Here is a 24,419-nt window from a genome sequence, read left to right on the forward strand (position 1 = left end):
ACGATCGGGAACCGGTCGGCGGCATGGGGCTAACGGGAGGGACATAAGGCCTTATCTTAGCTGCGCGTAGCATTCTTCTTGCAGATATCCATCGTCGTCGCGACACGTCGGGCAATGATCTTTCCCAAGGATGCAAAGCCGGTGCTGTATGTCTGCACCCAGCCTGGCGTTGGCCTTTGCACGTTCCTGGTCGGCCTGGGTTTCCGCAAAGACCATTCCGCATCAACGCCAACAGCGTGGTCATCGTCTCGCTCTCTGGCGTGGCGACGCCCTTCCTGATGGCCGTCGCGCTCACGTTGTGGCTTCTCTACCTCAAGCGTGAAGGCCACGCTGTTCATAGGGGACCTGCATATCTATCACCGCGTTTTCCGTACTCGCGCGCATTATCCAGGAACGTGAGCTGACCAAAACGCCGCTCGGGTCGCTGGCGCAGCTCATTCATCGCAGACTTGTAGGATCGTAGGCCGTCGGTCGTGATTGATAGGGCGCCGCGGGTAGCGCATCTCGCTACCGATCTTTACGTACATCCCGTCCAGATTCCGCTGCCAGCGGCGAAAGCCGCGCATCCGCGACACCCTCTGTCGACGGATCTCACCAGCAAACGACGGGCCGAACAGGTTCCGCCACAGACGTACCGTCTTTTGGCTGACGTCAATGCCGCGTCCGAACAGCAGGTCCTTGACGGTGCGCTGCGATAGCGGGAAGCGAACGTACCTCATCACGACCAGCTGGATTACTTCCGGCGATGAGTTGAAGTAGCGGAACGGACTGGCAGGTTTGCGGGGACGCGGCATCCGACCTGCCTACCCGTCCCCCCTCACTATCGGTGCATTTGGTCTGACAGCGCCCCATTGGATGTATCGGCGCGACCAGATCATCCGGATCGCAAAATCATCACCGGCAACCTTAAGTTCATTGGATGACGGTCCCGGTTGCGAGGGCATGCGGCGTCAGCGTCAGTCGACGGAGCCGCCGCTCAGCGTGATAGGCAGCCTCGTAATCGCCGGCCTCAACCGCCAGAGCGCTAAGCTGAGTTAGGATTCGTTCTCCTGCGGCGCATGCCACCGCATCAATCAAAGTAGGCTCCATATTGTAGGCGACCCGATCTGCTGCCACTGCCTGGCTGACAAGCGCCGGCACGACATGCGCATTCCCCGCCCGCTGCTGCCTCAGCGCCGCCTTCATCAGGCGATCGCACTGCAAAGCCGCGACAATCTGCGTAATCTTCCGAACGTCGCTCGCGTAAGGCGCCAGTTCTAGATACCGTTCGAAGAGGCAGAATGGCGCCATCGTTTTCCCCGCGATCATGGAGTATATTCGCCAAACCCACAGCCACGCCAGGATCTCTAATTGTCGCCGCCGGGCCGAAGATGGCCATAATGCCGCGAGCATCGGCATGTGCGAGCGCCAAGGGAACGGCGGCAGCATCGACGGCCTTCGCGTCACCGCGACGATGCATGTCCAGCAGCGCGCAAATCCCAATCGCCGCCTCTACATGCGCGCGATCCTCTGCGTGCGGCTCAAGGTCGAGGTAACGCCGCAGTAACGGCACAACCAAAGCATTATGGCCTCGTCGATCCAGAAAGCTCGCTAGGTTGCTCGCCGTGATGCCCAGACGAAGAGAGCTAATACCTGCCAGCAAAGCGTCTTCCAGCGCGCGAAGGGTCGCAACCCCGTTTAGTGGCGTCGTCACACCTCCATCCAGATCGATGACCTCGCATAGCGTCGCTACGCAGCCCGCTTCGTCCCCTGCGACCGCGCAATGTTCCGCGCGCACGAAAGCGCCAAGCAGTTGATCAGTGCGAACGACGTCGACGGCCGCAAAGTCCGCCTCTTCTTTCAACTGGAAGGTCATGTCTTGCAGAGCTTTGGGCGCCACCCTAACGATCATCTCCGCGACTTGAGCGGATGTCTCGTATTTCTGCGATTTTCCGGGAGAATGAGTTCGGCAGAAGCGAAGCTGAACACCATAGCGCAGCGCTAGTTCGGCAGCTTCGGCAAGCTCCTCGTCTTCATCGTTCCACTCGAAGAGAATGTACTTCCACTCGACGTACATGCCAGAGCCAGACCTACGGTCTTTTTGCAGCGACTCCATGAAACTGAAAATGGTCGGTAGTTTTCCGCCAATACGGTACTTGGCATAGTTCTCTTGGCGCGCACCATCGACAGAAAATCGCATGACGTCGAGCTTGGAGGCGGCAATCCAGCTTTTGTACGGATAACTACCATGAGTTGTTATGCTCGTGCTTGCGCGGGGATAATACTCTTTCGTTAGGCCGAGCAATGTCTCCAGATGAGGGCATGCAAGGGGGTCGCCGCGCCCTTCGAAGATTACGAGCTTGATGTGGCTTACCCCCTCCGCGCGAAGCTGCCGCAGGAAACCTTCGTACATGTCTGGGGTCAGGTGATAGGGCGGATGCTTTAAGCTTTTGCGGAGCTTCTGGTGTATGCATTGCGGGCAAGAAAGGTGGCATAGGTAAGAAGGTTCGACATGCAGCACTTGCATGACGTTCGGTTCTTCATGCGCTTCCGGGATACCCGCACATCTAACCGCGCATCCGTCGCATAAGCCCGGGTAAGGAAGCCTGCCGGCTGCAAATTCCGTTCGAATATGCTTGAGCGCTCCAAACCGATAGATGTCGACTTCGCCCCCCTCCGCCAACTTAGTCGGATCGAGCTGGCGGAGAATTTTAGACTCGCCGACATCGTCCCAGCACGGCATCTCGCCATTGGCCTTCAGATACAGGCCTTGGGTCATGAAGCACCCTCGCTCAGCCGGTGTCGGAACCGAAAGTGCGGTCTCTTCATCCATTAGCTTCATGCTGCGCCCGCCCCTAGTTAGCCCCCGCCGAGGGAGTCACATGAAGGTTAGTCAATTACGATCGCGTCCGCCAACGATATGCTTTGGAAGCTGCCGGTGCTTTCGATCTAGCTGAACTGGAGCAGTGCATCCGACAGGGACGAAGGCCGGGGCCGAAATTCGCTTCTCACCAACCGCTGTGCACCCGGTCTAGCTATCGAGTTGTACCGACCACTTTTTCGAAACGGCTCATCGGACCGCCAGGCTCCCGAACTCGGCCCTGGTTCACCGTCAGACACAGGCGACTACCTCGGCTGGGTGATTGACCCAAGTCGATTCAGAGCCTGCTCGATAGCAGCGCCTTTTCGCTGCTGTTTTGGCGATGGCGGATCAAAGGGGTGGCGGCGATCGGTTACGATACAACGCCTTGGGGCCGGTAGACAATGTACGGGTACTTGCTGCCGAGCCGAACGATTCCTGCGATGAGATCGCTCGAAAAGCGCTGTTGAACGTCGCGTCACCGAAGGTCCGACAGGCCGCCGTGGCTGCGTGCAGCATGTGCGATTCAAGCCGCCACCAATCGCGTTGCGGGCATCGACCAGACGATAGGGTCGCTAGCCTTGATGCCCGACGCTCCCAATCATCCGAACGTAGCGATCCCCGCAGGCGCAGGCTTGACCGCAGGCGGGTACAGGTCGCAACGCTCGACGCCCACAACCGGCATTCGTGAGCTGTTTACGCTTCCCGGCTTTCAGCCGTTCGTTTGTGTCAGAGGGGGCATTTTCGTCCGGCCTTTTGCGAACCGACGCAGCGCGGCGTCCGCGTCATCTTCCATTCCGACTTCGTGGCCGAGCGCGCTGTCCGGCAGCCAGTTCGATTGCATGAATGGCTCCAGCGCGGCGCTCGACATTGGCCTCGCGTACGCGAGATCGGAGGGCCACGCGTATAAACCCATTGAGCCTCTTTTACGACGCCGCAGCGCGGGTCCGATCCGCGGACATTGCGTGCTCAATCGACAATATTATCGATTAGAACGACGACGATCCGCTTGCTAAAGCCCTCGGCAAGCTTGCTATCGCTTACTGGCTGTTGACCACCGAGGCCAAAGGCAATTCCTTAGAGGCAGTTAAGAATATTAGACTTTTCGCCTTGCAAAATTTGCGGAAGACGTGGCTTCTATCCTTTGACCTGATGCTCACGACCAATATCCGAAAGAACCGGGTCGAGTATCTTGACCAGCTGACCAACATCATCTTCAATTACGATCGGTCGATCGAAGCCTTCATGCTAACGCTGCGATCCCGCAGCGGGGGCGCATCTTCCGTCCCTACGGGCAGTTCGGCCACTTGTCCTGGGACCTTGGCGCCGATGGCGGCATACCTTACGCCTGGGTGGCGCGCGAAAGGCTCGAACTGATCGCTCCACAACTTCGCACCTTCACGGAACGGTTGGCTGATGACAACAAGCCGACGGCGATGCGGGAGGCTGTTCAGCACGGCCCAGCGATCGCATTCGCCAGTTCGGGGACGCACCGAAGTACCCCCCGACCGACCCAACGCACCGACGGTAGCAGTCGTCGGTGCGAACGCATATGCGCCTCCTTTTTGTAGCGTAAAATCGCTATCGGAAGGCCAGAGGGACATAGAAGGGCGGAAGACGTATCCGCCTGGACATGCCGTAACGATTGCCGGCAACCTCCCGATACCCTCGAAGGGGCGTCCACCTCCGCCAATCGCGGGCGCTTACGGACGCACCTCGCGATCCGTGTTGCGGATTTCCAGCAAGTGGCTAGGCTAGAAGCGAAATACGTAGTTAGGGTCAATATGCTGAACTCGGTCATCTGTCGTAGAGAGCACTTCAATAGTGACTGGTTTGATTTCTGGTTGCGGAGAATGGGCTACCCGCTGCCCGCTGTCTCGCATCTGCATCGTAAGGTTTGGGAGTGGAGCGCGATTAGCCAAGCTTTACTGGAGCGAGGATGTCTGCAGGCTGGTAAGCGCGGCATTGGGTTTGCAGTAGGGAACGAACCGCTTGTATCGCTTTTCGCCGATGCGGGAGTTCGCGTTGACGCCACAGATTTAGCGGCCGGCGAAATGGCCGACGTCTGGAACGAAACAGCCCAGCATGCCAACTCGAAAGACGGCTTGTTCATGGACAAAATCGTTGAGCGAGAGACATTCGAAAACAACGTCACCTTTTACAATGCCGACATGAACAATTTAGATGGTCTAAATAAAGCAGGCTATGATTTCGCTTGGTCGTCATGCGCTATGGAACATCTTGGCACGCTTGATGCTGGTCTAGAATTTGTCAAGAATGCGATGGACTTACTAAAACCTGGAGGCGTCGCCTGCCATACCACCGAGTTCAATATTTCAAGCAACGATGCCACTATCGAATCAGGCATAAACGTTCTCTATAGGAAAAGGGATCTGGAAAAACTAGAAGCCGAAATGCGCATGAAATATTGTTGCGTAGAACAGCTCGATCTATTTCCGGGAACCCATGCCGACGACGTTATGTTTGATATAGCGCCTTATGGTCAAAATCAACGACCTCATATTAAGCTGCTTATGGACGGATACATTACAACGTCCCTGCTGCTTATATGCCGAAAACACGGATGACATGGCTTGCCCGATCTTCGCGCACCAATGTGATTCGCGATATCGACGTTCCGAACCGAAAGCAGAGGACCGCTCACCAACAGAATGGGACATTCGGACCATCAATCGGACGACCGTCCACTCACGCCGACTGCACGAAGACACTGCGCGGTAGTGGCGCTCCGCGGTGAGGTAGCGCGCCTGCGGTGAGAGCGCTCCGCAAGCCGCTCTGAGGAGGTCCGTGGGGGCGGGAGTGTCTGCGGTAAGTCCACCGCCGTACGGATGCGACAGCGCGGCAATGTTGGCCGGAGGTCGTGATACACGGGGGAAACGGTGGGTCGATGGGCAACGGGTCGGACGTGAACCGCACGTCCGACCCGTCGCTGCTTGAGGGCGGCCTAAATAAAATAGTCGGCGCTATGCGTCGTCGACTGCGAGGTGATGTACTGGGTCAGCACCGCGTTGTGCGAATATCCGGTTAGCTCGGGATGCGAGGCTTGATAGGCATCAGCGTCAAAGCTGTCGGTCGAACGCCCGTCACTGTACCCAACCGAGATATAGTGAAGCTCAGCGGCATCGCTATTGGTGCCGAAGGCGCGGATCAAATCTCCGTTCGACGCGATGTATTCGAGTGCATCGAAACTGTCGGTCGTGCGCCCCTCGTTGAGTCCATGGGTTATATAGTGCACTTCGGCCGCGTTGGCGTTGGCACCGAAGGCGCGGATCAGGTCCACGTTGGACGCGATATATTCAAGTGCATCGAAACTGTCCGTCGAACGCCCCTCGCTCAATCCATTGGTTATATAGTGCACCTCGGCCGCGTTGGCGTCGGCGCCGAAGGCACGGATCAGGTCCACGTTGGACGCGATGTATTTAAGTGCATCGAAACTGTCCGTCGAGCGCCCCTCGCTGAATCCACTGGTTATATAGTGCACCTCAGCTGCGTTGGCGTTGGCTCCGAAGGCGCGGATCAGGTCCACGTTGGACGCAATATATTCAATTGCGTCAAAGCTGTGCGTCGAGCGTCCCTCGCTGTACCCATCGGTGATGTAATGCCGCTCGGCATCAGCTCTGTCGGTGCCGAAAATGCCGATTAGGTCGACGTTGGATGCAATATATTCGTGTGCATCGAAGCTGCCCGTCGCGCGACCCTCGGCAAAGCCGTTGGTAACATAGTGGCGCTCGGCCGCGACCACGTCGGCGCCGAACGCGCGGATGAGGTCCTGGTTCGAGGCGATATAGTCGAGCGCATCGAAGCTCGCTGTGGCACGGCCCTCGGCAAGACCAGCATTGCTGTAATGCGACGCCGCTGCCCGCGTGTCGGTGCCGAACGTGCGGATCAGGTCCGCGTTCGACGCGATATAGAGAAGAGCTTCGAACGATCCGGCGATACGCCCTTCCAGGAAACCTGCCTGCGCGAAATGGTTCATCGCGCCATTTGGGTTATCGGCAAGGAATGCCAAGTCGTGATAGGTCGCAACATAGCGGGCGAGATCAAACGGCAAGGCGGATTGCAGCACGGATGACCAGGACGCAGTCTCATCCGCGAACTGGACCCGCTCGATCGCTGAAACGCGCACGCCTTCGCCATTGCCGACCAGATAGGCGGTTCCGTCGATCGTGAAGGCGGCATAGCTGTGACGCGTGCCGGCAAGCACCAGCGTGTCGGTCCCCGCGCCGCCCTGAATGGTATCGCGCCCGCCGCCGGCAACGAGGCGATCGTCACCAGCGCCGCCGGACAGGAGGTTGTTGCCGGTGTTGCCTACGAGCAGATTGGCTAGCTCGTTACCCGTACCGTTGATCGATGCGGCGCCGTCCAGAACGAGATTTTCTACATTGGCCGCGAGCAAGTAGCTGATCCCGGCATGCACGGTGTCCGTGCCTGCGACGGCCGTCTCGCGGACGATATCGCCAACATTGTCGACATAATAGGTGTCGTCTCCGTCGCCGCCGATCATCGTGTCGGCACCGGCGGCGCCATTCAGGACGTTGGCGGCAGCATTGCCGGTAATGATGTTGGCGAGGTCGTTACCGGAACCGTTGATCGCCGCGGCCCCGGCGATGATCAGATTTTCGACGTTCGCCGCCAGAGTGTAGCTGGTGGAGGAACGCACCGTATCGGTGCCGCCCCCGACGCCTTCAACCACCCGGTCGCCGGCGTCGTCGACATAATAGAGGTCGTTGCCGGCCCCTCCGGTCATGGTGTCGGCCCCGGCGCGGCCATCGAGCAGGTCATTGCCGCCCGTGCCGACAAGGCTGTCGTTCGCGGCCGTTCCAACCTGATCGCCGTCGATCAGCTTGACGTGCACGACCGTCGTGTCGGTGCCGTTGTCGAAGACCTGACCGGTGACGCGAACCTGGATGTCGATGCTCTTGTCAGCCTCGACAACAAGATCGTCGACCACCGTGATGGCCGGCAGCGCGATCGTATAATCGTGCGCAGGCGACTGGGCAACGCTGAACGAACCCCCATAGGCGGGCACCGAGACATCGCCCGAACCGGCGGTGCTGCCGGGCGCGAGCGACATCGTCACGGTGCCGCTCGCCGAGGAAAGGTTCTTGAGCGTGACCGACAGCGAGAAGCTGGCGACGTCTCCCTCCAGAACGCTTGCCGGCGCCACGACGACGACGGTAGCGATGTCCGCGCCGGACACGGAACGCGGCGTCCACCCGCCCATATTGTACGCGGTCATCGCGTTCGCGGTCGTTGACTGGAGCGTCACCAGCGTGGACCAGCCATAGGACGCCCCCGAGGCGCCGTCGCGATCGATCTGCACCAGCGTGTCCGCACCCGCTTGCACGAGCCGCATGTAGCCGATGCCGCCGAACGGATTGGTGCTGCCATCCCAGCCGGTGAGTTGCGACCCGAGGAACTCGCCGAGCTCCAGCCTGTCACCGGCCGTGCCGGCTGCGAAATCCTGAATGGCGATGGTTCCGCCAGCCGTCGGAAGCTGCCCGAAGTTCACGACATCACGGCCTTCGCCCAACACGACCGCGGTTCCGCCTTCTTGGCGCGTCCACAAAGTGAGTTTGTCGTCGCCTGCTCCTAGATCGATCGAAACCGATCCCGCACGGTAGTTCTGGTAGGTGACCGTGTCGTTCCCCGTGCCGCCCTCGATGCGGACGGTCTCGGTGGTGCCATTGTTGACGCGCGAGATGAAGAAACTGTCGTTACCAGCGCCGCCGCGCAGCGTGTCCGAGCCGCCGATGTCGGCTATACTGTCGTCGCCTTCACCGCCATCGACGTCGTCGCTGCCGATCCCTCCCTGCAAGGTGTCGTTTCCGTCTCCGCCGTAGATCAGGTCATTGCCGGCACCGCCATCGATTTGATCATTGCCAGCAAAACCGGAAATTGTGTCAGTGCCACCGCTGCCAGTCAGCGTATCGTTGGCGCTCGTGCCGGTGATGGTCGATCCCGGCAGCGGAGCGCCCGAGGGATCGAATCCGCCCATGTTGTACGCGGTCATCGCGGTCGCGGTCGTTGACTGGAGCGTCACCAGCGTGGACCAGCCATAGGACGCCCCCGAGGCGCCGTCGCGATCGATCTGCACCAGCGTGTCCGCACCCGCTTGCACGAGCCGCATGTAGCCGATGCCGCCGAACGGATTGGTGCTGCCATCCCAGCCGGTGAGTTGCGACCCGAGGAACTCGCCGAGCTCCAGCCTGTCACCGGCCGTGCCGGCTGCGAAATCCTGAATGGCGATGGTGCCGCCAGCCGTCGGAAGCTGCCCGAAGTTCACGACATCACGGCCTTCGCCCAACACGACCGCGGTTCCGCCTTCTTGGCGCGTCCACAAAGTGAGTTTGTCGTCGCCTGCTCCCAGATCGATCGAAACCGATCCCGCACGGTAGTTCTGGTAGGTGACCGTGTCGTTCCCCGTGCCGCCCTCGATGCGGACGGTCTCGGTGGTGCCATTGTTGACGCGCGAGATGAAAAAACTGTCGTTACCCGCGCCGCCGCGCAGCGTGTCCGAGCCGCCCGGATCGCTGATGGAGTCATTACCGTCGCCGCCGAAAATAGCGTCGTCTGCTACCGTCCCGGCCAGCGTATCGTCGCCCGAGGTTCCGATAATGTCGTGCTGCCCGCTTGCCGCGAGCGCGGCGCGCACGACGTCGCTCGGTCCGGTTGCGATCGATGGGAGCGAAACATAGGCCGGGTGATTGAGATCGTCGTTGCGGTCGAGGATCAGCCCGTTGATCATCGCGCGATCGGAGGTACCGAAATAATTGTCTGCTGCGGTCATCTTGCCGGCGATGGTCACTTCCAGCGCCGGATGATCCGTGTCAAGGAAGGTGTTGCGCGAGACGTCGACCGGATTGCCATAGGCTGCCCATGCGACGATCGTTGCGGAGCCGTTATATGCTGCGGTGGCACCTACGAACAGATTATCCGTGACGTGGACGGTCACGCCCGCGCTGGTCCCGATACCCAGGCCGCCGGAATTCACGAAGGCATTCCCCGTGAAGCTGCTGTCGCTGGTCGGATACCAGACATATTGGGCAGCGACGTTCTTGATCACGCTGTTCGCAACCGAGAACGATCCGTAGACTGCGTTGCCGGTCGCGGCGAACAATGATCCGCCGGTAATCACCGCATGATCGATCTCGATCCGGCCTGGATTGTCATAGCTCGTGCCGAAGTTGACCCGGACATTGTTCAGCGCCGCCGCGTTGCTGGCGGTCCCAGTCACCGCAAGCGTCCCGAAGCTTGCGATCGAATGCCCGTTGCCATTGACTGTTGCCCCACCCACGATCGTTAGTGTCACACCTGGTGCAATCTGCACGTCGTCCGTCAGGTTGGTCGCCGTGCCGGCCGACCAGAGGGTGTTCGTCGAGATGATGATCATGAAGTTCCTAATAGCTTATGGCTCGGCCAACGCGGGCATGACCGTGCTGGATACTGAGCGAACGCTCGGTCAGTACGGGCGTCGGGTTTTGATAATGGTTCGGTCTGTGACTGAGCTGGACGGTCCGTTCGTCGCTAAAGATACGCTACTCATCCACCCCCCTAAATCACGTGGTATTCGAAAAATCGGTTCTCGCACGATAATCATCTGCAATAGACAACAAAATATTGCAGTAAATCCCGCGTGATACAAACATCGGGGCTTACCCGCGTTATTCCTTACAAAGCATGATCAGGTCCAAGGCCACCGCACAGCCCGCGCTAACTTGGTGCTGGGCCTCTCCGCCTTCGGTCCTTGCTTCACGCTCAAGCCTCCTGAATCTAATGCGGCCTAAAAGCTTAATTCGCGCGCGCTAAAACTAGACCCGTACGCGGTCCGAAAGCCGATTTTCGGCCGACTTTTGACCCGCCCCTTCCCGGTCAGCGCATCGCTTTCCTTGCTCGTGCCCGTTTCGCCCTCCGCGCCGCTTTAATAACGGCGCAAGGTTTGCACAGGCCATGATAGCTCTGGCGCTCGTACCCGCCGCCTTCGGTCGTGGGGATGTTGCAATCAGCGATCTCGGTAGCGATGCAGCACCCTTGTGCCAGCAGACGCGGCAGAGCGGCCCCTTGCGCAGCACTCGGGGGCACATCAGGTCATAGTCGCCGCCGTTACCTCGGGACTGTCTGCTCTCTCGCTTCGTTCAGGTCGATAGCGTCCGCTCGGCTCGTACCTTCGAGCCTTTAGGTTGCGCGGGAGGCTAGGCATCAGCGCACGCGGACCGCAGATTCTGTGCCGCCTGCTTTGCATTGTCAGTTAGACGATCGCTGCGCTAGTAGTGGCGCGAGGCTGTCGGCAGCCGTTGGCCTGAAGACGGATGCAATGACCTCCCTTGCAGACTGCGCAGCAGGTGCCGACCGACGGTTGCGTCCTGTGCAATCGGGGCCCTGCGTTGTGCGTTTTCGCCAAAGTCCGTCGCGAGACCATCTGAGTCGTGATGCTGCCGAGCAGCAATGACAACGAAGCCCTCATGCTCAGCTTGATCGCTCTCTACTTCGTCAACTCCAAGCCGTCGACTGCTTCCGCTCTGCGGGCATATCGCAGCGACCCCGGTAAGCCGCGCAGAATAAGACAGCACGACCGCGGGGGGACTCGACGATCACATGGCAGCTGTCACACATTTAGAGACGCGCCACCGTTGCGGGCGCGGCTCTAACAACTGGTCATTTACGTACGTTGCGGGAGTGATGAGGTCGGCCGTTTCCTACGAGGCTCCACCGTCTCCATCGACGCGCGCAATGACCTCCCTTAAACTCCCGAGGTCGGAGTCGAACGTCTCTACCTCTTTGCGCTCCACGCCTGTTCGCAGCCAAGCTGGCAGCGACTCAGGATTCCCCCACGGCGCGTGCGGATATTGCGGAATTGCATACAGCCACCATTGCGATGCCATCAACTCCTTTACGATATGATCGTCAAACCGCATCCTGAGGCGTTTGGCGGGCACTCCACCTACGATTTCGTACGGTTCAACATCCTTTACCACCACCGCACCCGCCGCGATGACGGACCCATGTCCGATAGTTATCCCGCCCCGCAACAGGACATCCTGTCCAATCCAGACGTCATGTCCGATCTGAACATCATATCGCTGCGGAAGCGGCAAAAAATCCCATTCCCCAACACCGAAAGACTTAAACGTGTCTGCAAAAAATCCATCTTCTCGATATACAATCTCTGAGCTCGTAACGAACTGTATACCGTGCTTTGGACCCATAATCCGAACATTTGCAGCGATAGAACAATACCTGCCCGCCGATGCCCAGATGGTTAGCGGTGAAAACGAATATGAAAACGATTGCAGTTTCGAAACGTGGTCGCCAGCGTAGAAGATCGTATTCGTATTCATTCGCGTGTCCGCGGCAGCGACTATTTCGTCACCATCGTGCCACCGATGCACACCGTGCCGTTCCGTAGTCCGGATCTTATGATCATCGAAGAATTGAAGAAGCTTAGGCGTGATTAAGAACCTGAACGCATACGGGTGCTCTTCGACTACAGGCATAATTAACACCCTCCTGATATACGTTCGGACTGACTTCGGTTAGATTATCTCATTTGGCAAAAACAATATGCTCCGGCTCAGGATAAGGCACATCCAGGCCTCGCACCCATTCCTCGTCGCCATTCCGATGGAAGCCCCCTTTCGAATACAAATCGCGAGAAAGAACGTTCTTATCGGTCATCTTCGCAGAAGCACGGACCTTTTGGAAACCCTCCGCTGCAAGCTGAGCTAGCACCACCGAAAGCGCAGCAAATTCAACCCCGAGCCCGATAACGCGGCAACTCATGACCATCTGTTCGATATGATCCCCATTCACGATGGCAACGCACACCGCTCCGTACTTCGTGAACCTGTCGTCGACAAAAAAGGAGAACAGTCTCATCCCCTGCTGGAATTGGGTGTCCAACTCCTCGACGCTCCATCGCTTGCCGGTGGTATTGAATTGATTTGTCTTATTAATCAACTCGATCGATCGCTTGAAGTGTAGATCCGAAATGGACGAAGTGACCGAATAACCACATTTAATTTCAAGCGACACCAAAAAGTCGGCGTGGTCCATCGAAGCCCGCTCATCTTCTCGTTTCATCACGCCCTTAATGGACTCAGTTCGGACCTGGGATTCCGCCGATATCGACGGCACTTGTGTCTCGGGCGACCACAGTAGAATTCGGCGTGTGTAGTATGGATTTGACCCAATGGTACGGATGCCCTGGAACGTGGTCTGTATTATCTCCCGTTCCGCCGGATTGTCGTCGATGTAAACCGTATTTTGAGCTAGGAGGTTCGTCTCGTTTAATATCTGCTGCATGTTCTGGTGCTTGGGCAGCCAATTAGCTTTTACGGAAACGAAATTATCAATCGGGAAGATATCGCCATAAGCTTTCTGCCACGCCCGCGTCGCGTTCTCAGCTTCGTTCTTACTGACTATTGCAAGCAGGATGCCACGACGCTTGAGGAACATTAGAGCTTCTATAAATCCTAATGGCCAGCCCAAGGTCATGAAATCGTGGGAAGAATCCTCTTCGGCTGCAACTCCACGCCATGCTGTATCGTCAAGGTCAATCACGACAAGTTTTACGGCATCGATCTGTCGAACCGCACGATACATCGATAGAATTTCGTTGCGAAGTGCCACGTATCCGTCATGCGTTCGCACGGTATAATACGCATCTACTGATCCGAGTTCCTCTAGCCGCCTATCCGACTCCTCGCGCTTACTTTCATAATTCTCATCTTCCACATTCGTGATGAACCCGCCATGGGCAATAGACCATATCGAGTCATCCAAAAGGTACTTCTTACCAAATGTTGATGCAATCCCGTCGATATCGACTAGATAAGCATTCTCCATTTGATCGAGACGAATCGAAATGCTCTCGTTCAACTTTTCAACGAAATAACACGGGTTACGCAGATCATATTTTGGAAGTAAACGTCCTACCGGGTTCTGTTGTGGAACGAGAAAATTTCCTACGAACGTCAATATCCGATGGCTGTCGAGCCACCGAGAAGCCAAGTCGAGTAGGTCTTGAGCCTTTTTCTCGGAAGCATCGAAGCGCTTGGTCTCGCCGTCAAGATCGTCGTAAGACAGCGGAAAATAGGAAGCATTGGGCATGACCACGTCGAATGGTAGAAATATGATCTGTAGATCGTAGCTATCAATATCATGTGGCGGTTTAAACGACGGGTCGTTCATGGATTGAATGTGTACGAAGTCACACTCGATGCCAATTTCCATAAGGAACAAGCGCATATGGTCCGCGGTGCACTGCCCAATGATCAGTGCTCTGCGAATATCGGTTCCTGTTACCGCCAGGTCTTTTGGACACCGAAATGCGTTGCCATCATGCTCGATATTTGCATTCAACAATTGCATAGTCGTCTCTCGGATTCGTTGCCGTGCCTGCGTCGGCGGCGGCCCTAACACACCCAAAAGTTCATTAAAATAGGCACACTTAAGGCCTTTTTGCGTGACGCTAGGCTCTTAGCCAGCAAAGGTAGAGCCGGGAGAGCCGAGCGCCATCCGATCGTTGGGATGGAACCCCTTCCCGTGCGATCGCCGCGCCAATTCGCGGCAATTTGTTGTGCCGCTTCGGCGCTTACCGGTATCAGGGTTGCGTCGAGCGTCTGATCAGTCGCTCCTTCGCTGCGATGATATCGGCAACGAACTGCACGGTGGTGCGCGCCGCTACAACCTATCATTTCGGCAGTCCGTCAACGCCGAGCCGGCAAACCCAGCCGCCTCGTCGAACCGACACGCGCTCCCGAAGACGCGCCATCTTTTCACCAAGGAAGTAGCCCTTGACCCGCTTCAGATCGTCAAGCACCTCCCGCTCAGACCAGCCGCTACCCTTGCCGCTGCCGCGGCCCGGCATGCCTGACAGGTCTGTGACCAGAGCCTTGCCGCCCGAGCATGCCCATAGGCCCTCGCAGCGGGCGATCGCGGCGACCTAGCTATAAGGCTGCCTTCCAACGTGCGGCGCGCGCGCCACCCCGGTGATCGGCGCCTGCTCAGTGACGACGCGGCCGCTGTCGCGTAGGGGCATGTCGACGATCGCGTGCATGCCACGGACAACTTGGATGGCAGGCACGCCGTTCGCCTCGCCTTTCGCCGTCACCGCCTCCGCCATGCGTTACGCTAACGACTTGAGCACCCCGCTTGATGTTCGTACTCGCCTCCGCTGTCCGCGCCACCGTTGTCGAGTTGCCACCAATAACTTAGGGGGTCGACAATGATATGCGAATCGCCGTGCAACTCGATCCATGCCAAAGCCGCGAGAAAAACTATATCAACTCTTGTTGAGCACCGATTTGCGCTCGCCGTGCGAGGGGAGGTTCTTTGGCCATTCCTCACCGTATTGAAGTCTATTAACGTTCCGCTCGCGAATTACCTTAATCCGCTCGCGAATGACTCAAAATTGCGTGAATCAATCGCACGCGTGTGTGGGTAGGGCCGGGGGGAGGCACTTCACACCAAGATTCGTTAATCTTTATCTCTAGGTCGCAATGTCCCGCAAGGTGATAGGTCTATCGTATCAATCCACGGGGTCTATCAATACTTCCATAAAAGGCGCTCCTCGGAGCCCGTGGAATGTCGGACCGAAGCCAGTTTTGCCGTACGCACGCGCGTACCAGTTCGCTCAAATTTAAGGCAGATTGCGACGACAGCGGTTATTCACTCGGTGACCGAGACCAGCGCGAACTGGGCGATACCGGATTGCCGCGCATCGGAGCGGCCCGACCCATAATCAGACGCTGAGAAGCTCCTCGCTGCTTCTCAACTGAGGTCACTCGTTCATTTTCAAACCGACGTGATCGGATCGGGCCTGCGTACCCCGTTACAGCATTTGCCATTCTCTGCTACCACATGGGTCGATGCGTAGGCTTCTGCCCTTCCTTGCCTGTCTGATGCTCGTCCTGACCGCATGGGTCGGGGTGGCGCATGCGGCCGAGGTCGGCGGATGCATCGAGACGAGCCAGTACGAAGCTGCCTCGCATATCGATGGTGATGGCGATCAGGTCGCTGCCGACAGCGACAAGGGCTACCCGCACCATCATGGCAGCTGCCATGCGCATCATATGAGCGCGCCCGATTGCAACGCCGTGGACGGCATGGCCGGCCCCGCCAGCGCCACGCTCGCGTCCTTCGACGGCGCCACGCTCGTCGGCCGAAATGCCGACGCCGCGTTGAGACCGCCGCAGGCCTGACACGTCGATCGGGTGCGCAATGCGCGCCCGCGTCTACTTCGTCAGGAGCATTCCCATGCATCGTATTCTCGCGGCCGCCATGGCCGCAGGCGCCTGCGCATCGTCGCTGCAGGCCCAGACCCGTCCGCTGGTCTCGGCGGAACCGGTCCTTACGCTCGCCGACGCGCTCGGCCTCGCTGGCGCCTGGTCACCTTTCCAGGACGCAGCCTCGGCTGGCGTGCGCGCGGCCGATGCGCAGCGTCGGGTCGCGGCGTTGCGGCCGAACCCGTCGATCGTCGCCGAGACCGAGAACGTCGCCGGGACCGGCATCTATCGGGGCCTGCGCTCGTCCGAAACGACCGTGGGGCTGGCGCTGCCCCTGGAACGCGGCGGCAAGCGGCAGGCGCGGATCGCGGTCGCCGACGCGCAGATCGGTCGCGCAGGTATCGCGGCGGAGATCGCACGCGCCGACCTCCGCCTGCGGGTCACGCAGGCGTACGTCGTCGCGGTGACCGCCCGGCGCCGTGCCGTAGTCACGCGCGATCAGGTCGGGGTTGGCGCCGAAGTGCTCCGCGTTGCCAGGGTGCGGGTGCAGGCAGGGCGCGCCTCACCACTCGAGGAACAGCGCGCAGACGTCGCGCGCATCGCCGCCGAGGGCGCGCTGGAACGTGCCGAACGATCGGCCGCCGTCGCGGTGGCGAACCTTGCCCGGCTGATCGAAACGCCGGTCGGCGCGCTCGACGATTCGTGGTTCCAGCAAGTGGACGCCCTCGGCCCCGTCCAGCAATCCGGTTCGACGGGTACGCTCACCGCTGCCGCCGTCCGCGCGGATCTCGACACCGCGACCGCGCAGGTGCGGCTCGCGCGTAGCCAACGGGTGCCGGACCTGACGCTCAGCGCCAGCGCTCGCCGGCTCGAGCAGACCAACGACACGGCAGCGGTGTTCGGCGTCTCGATCCCGCTGACCCTCTTCAACGGTGGTCGCTCGGCAGTTGCCGTCGCCGACGCCCAGCGCGACCAGTCGGACGCATTGCGCCGCGTGGCGTTGCTCGATGCCGAGCAGGACATCGCGACCACGCGAGCCGAGGCGGCGAACGCCGCGACGACCGCGCGCAACGCGACCGGGCCTGCCCTCGCCGCTGCCGCGGAGGCCGCACGGATCGCGCGCATCGGCTACCGCGAGGGCAAGTTCGGGCAACTCGACCTGCTCGACGCCGAGCGGACGCTTCTCGACACCAGGACGGCGGCGATCGATGCGCTTGCCGCCTATCACGACGCACGTGCGCGCCTCGAGCGGCTGACCGCCGAAGCGCCGATTGCCAAGGACACCGACCGATGAACCGCACGATCCTGCGCGCGATCGCGCCCGCCGCCGCTCTGGCCTTGGCAGGCTGTGGCTCCTCCCCCGACAAGGCGCCCGCTACCAACGCGGTGGCCAACGAAGACAGCGAGAAGGCTCCCGGCGATCCGTCAGTCGCGACCCTGTCGGCGCAGCAGATCGCCGACGCCGGTATCGAGGTCACGCGCCCGACCGTCGGCGGCGTTGCCGGGGCGATCGAACTGCCCGCGACGATCGAGGGCGATCCGCAGGGCGTGCAGGTCGTGGCCGCGCCGATCGGCGGCCGACTGGTCTCGCTCACCCGCAACCTCGGCCAGTCCATCGGCCGCGGCGGGACGCTGGCGATCATCGAGAGCCGCGAGGCAGCGTCGCTCAATGCCGAGGTCGAAGCGGCCGGTGCGCGGTCCGCGCTTGCCCAGTCGAACCTCCGACGCGAACAGCGGCTGTTCGCCGAGCGCGTGTCACCCGAGCAGGATCTCGTCGCCGCCCGGACCACCGCGACCGAGGCTAGCATCGCGCTTCGCCTCGCGAGGCAGCAGCTGTCTGCCACGGGTGGCGGAGGCGGCGCGCTCAACCGCATCGCGGTACGCTCGCCGATCGCCGGCCAGGTGATCGCCCGGTCGGCCACGCTCGGGCAACAGGTCGCCGCCGACGCCGAAATCTTCCGCATCGCCAACCTCGCCAAGGTGTCGGTGACGATGTCGCTCGTTCGCGCTGACGCCGGTCGCGTAAAGCCGGGTGCACGCATGGAAGTCACGTCCGCCGGCCGCCGCCAGGACGGCCGTGTGACCTTCGTCTCGCCGATCCTCGACGAAACCACGCGGCTCGTCCCCGTGATCGCTACCATCGACAATGCGGGCGGCATCTGGCGCGTCGGCGAGAATGTCGGCGTGTCGGTGCTGCTCCCGGCTAGCGGGGACCGCAGCGTCGCCGTGCCCTCGGCCGCCGTGCAGATGATCGGCGACCGGCCACACGTCTTCGTCCGTACCGCGAGCGGCTTCCGGGCGACGCCGGTGACGCTCGGCCGCACCAATGGCGGCGCCGTCACCGTGACAGACGGCCTGACCGGCGAGGAGCGCATCGCCTCTACCAACTCGTTCACGCTCAAGGCCGAACTCGGCAAGAGCGCGGCGAAGGACGAGGACTAGACCATGCTCGCCCGTATCGTAACCTTTGCCGTCGAGAAGCGCTGGCTCGTCCTGCTGCTGACGCTCGCCGCGGCGCTCGCCGGGGTCTTCGCGATCCAACGGCTGCCGATCGACGCCGTCCCCGACATCACCAACAACCAGGTCCAGATCAACGTCGTCGCGCCTGCGCTCTCGCCCGACCAGATCGAGAAGCAGGTCGCCTTCACCGTCGAGACCGCGCTCGCCGGCATTCCCGGCCTAAACTACACGCGGTCGCTCAGTCGCAACGGCTTCGCGCAGGTCACCGCGGTGTTCGACGAGAAGACCGACATCTACTTCGCGCGGTCGCAGGTGGCGGAGCGGCTGCGGACCGCCGAAGAGGATCTGCCGGACGGCGTGACGCCCGAAATGGGACCGATCGCCACCGGGCTCGGCGACATCTTCATGTGGACCGTCGAATACCGCGAACTCGACCAGGTCCGCCACCGCAATGGCGAGCCCGGCCTGCAGAAGGACGGCAGCTATATCACGCCCGAGGGCGACCATCTCGTCAGCGAACCCGACAAGGCGACCTATCTGCGCACCGTGCAGGACTGGATCGTCACGCCGCAGCTGAAAAGCAGCGCGGGTCTTGCGGGGGTCGACAGCCTCGGCGGCTATACCAAGCAGTATCTCGTCGTCCCCGATATCCAGCGGATGGCGGCAATGAAGATCACGCTGAACGACCTCGCCACCGCGCTCGAACGCAACAACACCAGCGCGGGTGCGGGGATTGTCGACCGTAGCGGCGAGGGTCTCGCGGTCCGCGCCGATGGCCGGATCCGCAACGCCGAAGACCTTGCGCGCACCGTGGTCGCGACGCGTGAGAGCGTGCCGATCCTGCTCAGCCAGATCGCTACCGTCCGCACCGGCCAGGCGTTGCGGATGGGTTCGGCGTCGGAGAACGGCCACGAAGTCGTCGTCGGCACCGCGGTGATGCGGATCGGCGAGAACAGCCGCACCGTCTCGACCGGCGTCGGCACGCGGCTACAGGAGATCGGCCGCGCGCTTCCCGTCGACGTCGTGGTGAAGCCGGTGCTCAACCGCACCGAACTGGTCAATTCGACGATCGCGACCGTCGCGCGCAATCTTGCCGAGGGCGCGGTGCTGGTCATCGTCGTACTGTTCGTACTGCTCGGCAATTTCCGCGCCGCGCTGATCGCCGCGTTGGTGATCCCGGTCACCATGCTACTGACGAGCATCGGCATGCTGAAGGCCGGCGTGTCCGCCAATCTGATGAGCCTCGGCGCGCTCGATTTCGGGCTGATCGTCGACGGCGCCGTCATCATCGTCGAGAACGCGCTCCGCCGCCTGGGCGACGCGCAACATGGTCGCAGCGAGCCATTGTCCCTGCGGCAAAGGCTCGACCTGGTCGCAGCATCCGCCCGCGAGATGATCCGCCCCTCGGTCTACGGCCAGGCGATCATCATCCTCGTCTACGCGCCATTGCTCACCTTCACCGGCGTCGAGGGCAAGATGTTCGAGCCGATGGCGCTGACCGTCATCATCGCGCTCGTCTTCGCGTTCGTCCTGTCGATGACGTTCGTCCCCGCGGCGATCGCGATAGCGCTCAGCCGGAGCGTCGATGAAAAGGAGAGCCGGATCATCGGCTGGCTGCGCCGACGCTACGAACCGGGTCTCGGCAAGGCGATGCGTCGCCCGAGCGTCACGCTGGGCATCGCCGTCGGCGCGCTGGCGCTGGCGGGCGTCGCCTTCACCACGCTCGGGCAGGAGTTCCTGCCGCAGCTCGACGAGGGCAACATCCTCGTCCAGGCGGTCCGCATCCCCGGCACCTCGGTCGACCAGAGTCAGGCGATGCAGTTCCAGGTCGAGAAGCTGCTCGCGCGCCAACCCGAGGTCCGCTTCGCCTTCTCGCGCACCGGCACGTCCGAGATCGCTAGCGATCCGATGCCGCCGAACGCCACCGACACCTTTGTGATCCTGAAGCCGAAGGCCGAATGGCCCAACCCGAGCCTTGCCAAGGAAGCGCTGGTCGCGCGGATGGAGCAGCAGCTCTCGACGCTGCCGGGCAACGCGTACGAGATCACGCAGCCGATCCAGATGCGCTTCAACGAGCTGATCGCCGGCGTCCGCGGTGACATCGCGGTGAAAATCTTCGGGGACGAATTCGGCGGCATGAACGCCGCCGCCGACCGCATCGCCGAAATCCTGCGCAAGACCCGCGGCGCGGTCGACGTCCGCGTCGAACAGACCGAGGGCCTGCCGATGCTCGACATCCGCCCGAACCGCATGGCGATGTCACGCATCGGCGTCACCGCGGGCGACGTGCAGGACACCGTGGCGGCAGCGATCGGCGGGCGCGAGGCCGGCATGATCTTCGAGGGCGATCGACGCTTCCCCGTCGTGATCCGCCTGTCGGAGGCATCGCGCTCGGACCTGACGCAGGTGGCGCAGATCCCCGTGCCGACGTCGGCTGGCGGGTTCGTGCCGCTGTCGACCGTCGCCGACATCGCGGTCGTCGACGGCCCCAACCAGATCAGCCGCGAGAACGGCAAGCGTCGCGTGGTCGTCCAGGCCAACGTCCGCGACCGCGACGTCGCCGGCGTAGTCGCCGACGCGCGCGCCGCGATCGACGCGCAGGTGCAGATGCCGCCCGGAACCTATGTCGAATGGGGCGGGCAGTTCGAGAACCTCGCCTCCGCGCGCGATCGCCTGATGCTCGTCGTCCCGGTGTGCTTCGCGGTCATCATGCTGCTCCTGTACGGCGCGCTCGGCTCGGTCCGCGACGCGGCGATCGTTTTCACCGGCGTGCCGCTCGCGCTGGTCGGCGGCGTGCTCGCGCTCGTGGTTCGCGGCATGCCGTTCTCGGTCTCGGCCGCGGTCGGCTTCATCGCACTATCGGGGATCGCAGTGCTTAACGGCCTCGTGATGGTATCCTCGATCCACGACCTGATGGCACGCGGCATCGACAGAGCACGCGCCGCCCACGACGGCGCACTCGCCCGATTGCGCCCGGTAGCGATGACCGCGCTCGTCGCCAGCCTCGGTTTCGTCCCGATGGCGCTGGGTCACGGCGCCGGTGCCGAGGTGCAGAAGCCGCTGGCGACCGTGGTGATCGGAGGACTGATCTCGGCGACGTTGCTGACGCTGTTCGTGCTGCCGACGCTCTACGCACGGTTCGGGGGATGGAGGGCAGCAGAGGATAAGACCTGTGGGGACGAGCTTGATCGTGGGGAAACTTGATGAGCGAAGACTGCTACGCCCCATACCCGGACATTCGCCCGCCCTTCCTCACTTCCCAACTTTAGACATTTGGTGCCGCTGTTCTCGCCGACGATGGCAATCACCGGCCGCGTTCGGCCAAAGCGTGCATGATAAGGCATGATGCTTTCATCGCTCGTTTGCACCGCGACGCTATGCGGCTTGCCTCCGGCCGACGAGCAGCCACCGAACCGCAGCCGACGATAAGGCTTGCCGTATAAAGGAGAACGATGCGGGCACAATTGTTGCGACTGGGATACATGATCGAGCCGTTTCAACCGAGAGTTTCCACTTGCTTCGGCTGACATTCGCAACCTCAATTGCCGTTGTTTCGTCATTTTCTGCCAGCGTCGTCTGTGTTAGCGGCGAGGCTTCGTGCGGCATCAACTTCTCCGATTGGAGCAGGCGCAACCCACAATACCCGCTTTTCCGATTAGGAACCCATAGCCGCCCGGCGATCGGTCGCCAGCCTGAACGTCGGGGGGTGGGCGAACGCGCCCCGCCCTACGGCTTCCGGCTAGACCAAACTTCGGCCGCTCGTTCATCTCGGTAAATCGCTGACGCGGGATACAGCTGCCTTTCCCCACCGACGGTCGTCACAATAAGAGAATATCGGGTGCTCATGTCATCCTCGAACAAGAGTATTAATAAGGTGGTCTTCGGCAGGTAGTTGCCCATCGAGCATTAGCATGGCGAGACCATGAACGAGCGACCAGGATCGCAGCGCGTCAGTCTCTGCTTGATCCGAACCGGGGTCAGTCGGCGATGCCGCTGCGGCATTGGCGCGTAACATCCGCAATGCCTCAATTTCTCCTGTCGCCTGCAACTGCGCTGAAGACGTGAAGATCAGCCGGAAGATTGCCGGATTGGCAAGCGCGAACCGCACATAGGCCCGACCGGTCGCAGCAAACGCAGCAGCGGCTTCCTTGCCGCTGGCCGCATCGCGTTGCGCCGCGACGAGCCGGTCCAGCCCTTCGTGGGCGAGCGCCCGCATCAACGCCGCCTTGTCGGGAAAATGCCGATACACCGAGGTCGCGCTGACGCCGACTTCGCGTGCCATTTCGCGCAGCGATACCCCCTCGACGTCACGTTCCGCGAGCAGCCGCAGCCCGACCTCGATCAGCGCCGCGCGCAGGTCGCCATGATGATAGCGTTTTTCCATGTTGACACCGTTACCTTCGAGCCTATGATCACGGTGTAAACATTGGAGGCGGACATGGCTAGCGTTCTGGTGCGGATTGATGACGAAGAGGGCGACGAGGCGCAGCGGACGACGCATCGCTTTCTGTCGGGCATCCACCGGCCGCTGACGGAGGAGCTGACGCTGACCGAACTCAAGGTACGCGGCACCATCCCGCCGGCGCTCAGCGGTCGCTACCTGCGCACCGGGCCGAACCCGGTCGCACCCGATCCGGCATCGTATCACTGGTTCACCGGCGACGGCATGGTCCACGGTCTGGCGATCCGCGACGGCAAGGCACTCTGGTATCGCAATCGCTGGATCGGATCGCGTCGCAATGCGGCAGCGCGCGGCGTGGCGCCAGCACCGGGACCACGTCGCGGTTCCAGCGACACGGTAAACACCAATGTCGTTGACTTGGGCGGACGCGTCTTTGCGGTGGTGGAAGGCGGCAGCTACCCCGTCGAACTATCCGAGACGCTCGACGACCAACGCTATGACGATTTCGGCGGATCACTCACCGGTTCGTTCACCGCGCATCCCCACCGCGACCCGCTGACCGGCGAGCATCACGGCATCTGCTACGACGGGCAGCGTCCGAACGAGATCCGTCACGTCGTCCTCGATGCCAGCGGCACGGTGGTGCGCGAGGCGCCGATCGCGGTCGAACACGGCCCGATGATCCACGATTGCGCGATCACGGCGCGCTACGTCGTCATTCTCGACCTGCCGGTGACCTTCTCGCTGGCGACCCATCTGGCTGGCGGGCCGCTGCCCTATGCCTGGAACCCCGCGCATCGCGCGCGTGTCGGGCTGATGCCGCGCGGTGGTGACCAGGATGCGATCATCTGGTGCGACGTCGATCCGGCCTATGTCTTCCACGTCGCCAACGCCTTCGACCTGCCGGACGGGCGCGTGGTCGTCGACGTCTGCGCCTATCCGACGATGTTCGACGGCACGCCCGGCGGGCCGGACGCGACCTCGCGCGGGCTGGAACGCTGGACGCTCGATCCCGCGACCGGCATGACCGTGATCCGCACCATCGATGCCACGCCGCAGGAATTCCCCCGCATCGACGAACGCCGGTCCGGGCAACGCCATCGCTATGCCTATGTCATGGCGACGCAGTCGGACCGACGCTTCCAGAGCGCGAGCCAGCTCTACAAGCACGATCTCGTCGAGGGCAGCCGCGCGGTGCACGATTTCGGCATCGATCGTCACCCGGGGGAATTCGTGTTCGTCCCCGCGTACGACAATGCGGGTGAAGACGAGGGATGGCTGATCGGCTTCGTCATCGACGCGGCGAGCGACACCACCGAGCTGGTCATCCTCGACGCGCACAAATTCGAAGGCGCTCCGGTCGCCACGGTGCGCCTGCCGCACCGCATTCCGCCGGGGTTTCACGGCAACTGGATCAACGGGGGACCCGCATCATGACCACGATCGTCACGACCATGAAGGATAGCACTGC

The 24,419-nt window shown here is 61.3% G+C and carries 15 protein-coding genes; 7 read left to right on the forward strand and 8 right to left on the reverse strand.

The window, feature by feature from the left end; all coding sequences use genetic code 11:
• Positions 1-434 precede the first annotated feature (434 nt).
• From SJY20_RS15175 to SJY20_RS15185, 3 genes are all read right to left on the reverse strand, one after another.
• Positions 435-794, reverse strand: coding sequence for a hypothetical protein (locus SJY20_RS15175; RefSeq protein WP_380787748.1), 360 nt, complete (start codon positions 792-794; stop codon positions 435-437).
• Positions 795-1,069: 275 nt separating this feature from the next.
• Positions 1,070-2,758, reverse strand: a complete 1,689-nt coding sequence (locus SJY20_RS15180) for a radical SAM protein (protein WP_380787749.1) — start codon at positions 2,756-2,758, stop codon at positions 1,070-1,072.
• Positions 2,759-3,551: 793 nt separating this feature from the next.
• Entirely contained in the window at positions 3,552-3,683 is a 132-nt protein-coding gene (locus SJY20_RS15185; RefSeq protein WP_380787750.1) for a hypothetical protein, read from the reverse strand.
• Between the two features lie 206 nt (positions 3,684-3,889).
• Between SJY20_RS15185 and SJY20_RS15190 the strand changes: the two genes are divergently transcribed.
• Together SJY20_RS15190 and SJY20_RS15195 are read left to right on the forward strand one after the other, a co-directional pair.
• Positions 3,890-4,216: a hypothetical protein gene (locus SJY20_RS15190; protein ID WP_380787751.1), complete on the forward strand. Its 327-nt coding sequence runs from the start codon at positions 3,890-3,892 to the stop codon at positions 4,214-4,216.
• Positions 4,217-4,692: 476 nt separating this feature from the next.
• Positions 4,693-5,427 carry an SAM-dependent methyltransferase gene (locus SJY20_RS15195; RefSeq protein ID WP_380787752.1) on the forward strand — a complete coding sequence of 245 codons (735 nt, stop codon included), beginning with the start codon at positions 4,693-4,695 and terminating at the stop codon, positions 5,425-5,427.
• Between the two features lie 377 nt (positions 5,428-5,804).
• Here SJY20_RS15195 and SJY20_RS15200 read toward each other — a convergent pair whose 3' ends face one another.
• From SJY20_RS15200 to SJY20_RS15215, 4 genes are all read right to left on the reverse strand, one after another.
• Positions 5,805-10,253 carry a beta strand repeat-containing protein gene (locus tag SJY20_RS15200; protein WP_380787753.1) on the reverse strand — a complete coding sequence of 1,483 codons (4,449 nt, stop codon included), beginning with the start codon at positions 10,251-10,253 and terminating at the stop codon, positions 5,805-5,807.
• 1,303 nt (positions 10,254-11,556) lie between these two features.
• A complete protein-coding gene (locus SJY20_RS15205; RefSeq protein ID WP_380787754.1) occupies positions 11,557-12,198 on the reverse strand; it encodes a CatB-related O-acetyltransferase in 642 nt (213 codons plus the stop codon).
• A 205-nt stretch (positions 12,199-12,403) separates the two neighbouring features.
• Positions 12,404-14,230, reverse strand: coding sequence for an HAD-IIIC family phosphatase (locus SJY20_RS15210; RefSeq protein WP_380787755.1), 1,827 nt, complete (start codon positions 14,228-14,230; stop codon positions 12,404-12,406).
• A gap of 574 nt (positions 14,231-14,804) precedes the next feature.
• A complete protein-coding gene (locus SJY20_RS15215; RefSeq protein WP_380787756.1) occupies positions 14,805-14,984 on the reverse strand; it encodes a hypothetical protein in 180 nt (59 codons plus the stop codon).
• 778 nt (positions 14,985-15,762) lie between these two features.
• Here SJY20_RS15215 and SJY20_RS15220 point away from each other — a divergent pair.
• From SJY20_RS15220 to SJY20_RS15235, 4 genes are read left to right on the forward strand one after another with little or no spacing between them, the layout of a single operon-like run.
• Positions 15,763-16,062, forward strand: a complete 300-nt coding sequence (locus tag SJY20_RS15220; protein WP_380787757.1) for a hypothetical protein — start codon at positions 15,763-15,765, stop codon at positions 16,060-16,062.
• Between the two features lie 55 nt (positions 16,063-16,117).
• Positions 16,118-17,380, forward strand: a complete 1,263-nt coding sequence (locus tag SJY20_RS15225; protein WP_380787758.1) for a TolC family protein — start codon at positions 16,118-16,120, stop codon at positions 17,378-17,380.
• Positions 17,377-18,528 carry an efflux RND transporter periplasmic adaptor subunit gene (locus SJY20_RS15230; protein WP_380787759.1) on the forward strand — a complete coding sequence of 384 codons (1,152 nt, stop codon included), beginning with the start codon at positions 17,377-17,379 and terminating at the stop codon, positions 18,526-18,528. The genes SJY20_RS15225 and SJY20_RS15230 overlap by 4 nt, the downstream gene beginning before the upstream one ends.
• 3 nt (positions 18,529-18,531) lie before the next feature.
• Positions 18,532-21,750 carry an efflux RND transporter permease subunit gene (locus SJY20_RS15235; protein WP_380787760.1) on the forward strand — a complete coding sequence of 1,073 codons (3,219 nt, stop codon included), beginning with the start codon at positions 18,532-18,534 and terminating at the stop codon, positions 21,748-21,750.
• 643 nt (positions 21,751-22,393) lie between these two features.
• Here the strand turns inward: SJY20_RS15235 and SJY20_RS15240 are convergent.
• Positions 22,394-22,930, reverse strand: a complete 537-nt coding sequence (locus SJY20_RS15240) for a TetR/AcrR family transcriptional regulator (RefSeq protein WP_380787761.1) — start codon at positions 22,928-22,930, stop codon at positions 22,394-22,396.
• A 54-nt stretch (positions 22,931-22,984) separates the two neighbouring features.
• Here SJY20_RS15240 and SJY20_RS15245 point away from each other — a divergent pair, with 54 nt between their 5' ends.
• Positions 22,985-24,385 (forward strand): carotenoid oxygenase family protein, encoded by a 1,401-nt coding sequence (locus SJY20_RS15245; protein ID WP_380787762.1) that lies wholly within the window; start codon positions 22,985-22,987, stop codon positions 24,383-24,385.
• Positions 24,386-24,419 lie beyond the last annotated feature (34 nt).

The sequence above is a fragment of the Sphingomonas sp. R86521 genome (assembly GCF_042466235.1).
Taxonomy (GTDB): Bacteria; Pseudomonadota; Alphaproteobacteria; order Sphingomonadales; family Sphingomonadaceae; genus Sphingomonas.

Excerpts from the sequence above, each read along its gene's own strand:
- SJY20_RS15175 (WP_380787748.1), bottom strand. The coding sequence starts at position 794 with ATGCCGCGTCCCCGCAAACCTGCCAGTCCGTTCCGCTACTTCAACTCA.
- SJY20_RS15180 (WP_380787749.1), bottom strand. The coding sequence starts at position 2,758 with ATGACCCAAGGCCTGTATCTGAAGGCCAATGGCGAGATGCCGTGCTGG.
- SJY20_RS15185 (WP_380787750.1), bottom strand. The coding sequence starts at position 3,683 with ATGCAATCGAACTGGCTGCCGGACAGCGCGCTCGGCCACGAAGTCGGA.
- SJY20_RS15195 (WP_380787752.1), top strand. The coding sequence starts at position 4,693 with ATGGGCTACCCGCTGCCCGCTGTCTCGCATCTGCATCGTAAGGTTTGG.
- SJY20_RS15200 (WP_380787753.1), bottom strand. The coding sequence starts at position 10,253 with ATGATCATCATCTCGACGAACACCCTCTGGTCGGCCGGCACGGCGACC.
- SJY20_RS15205 (WP_380787754.1), bottom strand. The coding sequence starts at position 12,198 with ATGAATACGAATACGATCTTCTACGCTGGCGACCACGTTTCGAAACTG.
- SJY20_RS15210 (WP_380787755.1), bottom strand. The coding sequence starts at position 14,230 with ATGCAATTGTTGAATGCAAATATCGAGCATGATGGCAACGCATTTCGG.
- SJY20_RS15215 (WP_380787756.1), bottom strand. The coding sequence starts at position 14,984 with ATGGCGGAGGCGGTGACGGCGAAAGGCGAGGCGAACGGCGTGCCTGCC.
- SJY20_RS15220 (WP_380787757.1), top strand. The coding sequence starts at position 15,763 with ATGCTCGTCCTGACCGCATGGGTCGGGGTGGCGCATGCGGCCGAGGTC.
- SJY20_RS15225 (WP_380787758.1), top strand. The coding sequence starts at position 16,118 with ATGCATCGTATTCTCGCGGCCGCCATGGCCGCAGGCGCCTGCGCATCG.
- SJY20_RS15230 (WP_380787759.1), top strand. The coding sequence starts at position 17,377 with ATGAACCGCACGATCCTGCGCGCGATCGCGCCCGCCGCCGCTCTGGCC.
- SJY20_RS15235 (WP_380787760.1), top strand. The coding sequence starts at position 18,532 with ATGCTCGCCCGTATCGTAACCTTTGCCGTCGAGAAGCGCTGGCTCGTC.
- SJY20_RS15240 (WP_380787761.1), bottom strand. The coding sequence starts at position 22,930 with ATGGAAAAACGCTATCATCATGGCGACCTGCGCGCGGCGCTGATCGAG.
- SJY20_RS15245 (WP_380787762.1), top strand. The coding sequence starts at position 22,985 with ATGGCTAGCGTTCTGGTGCGGATTGATGACGAAGAGGGCGACGAGGCG.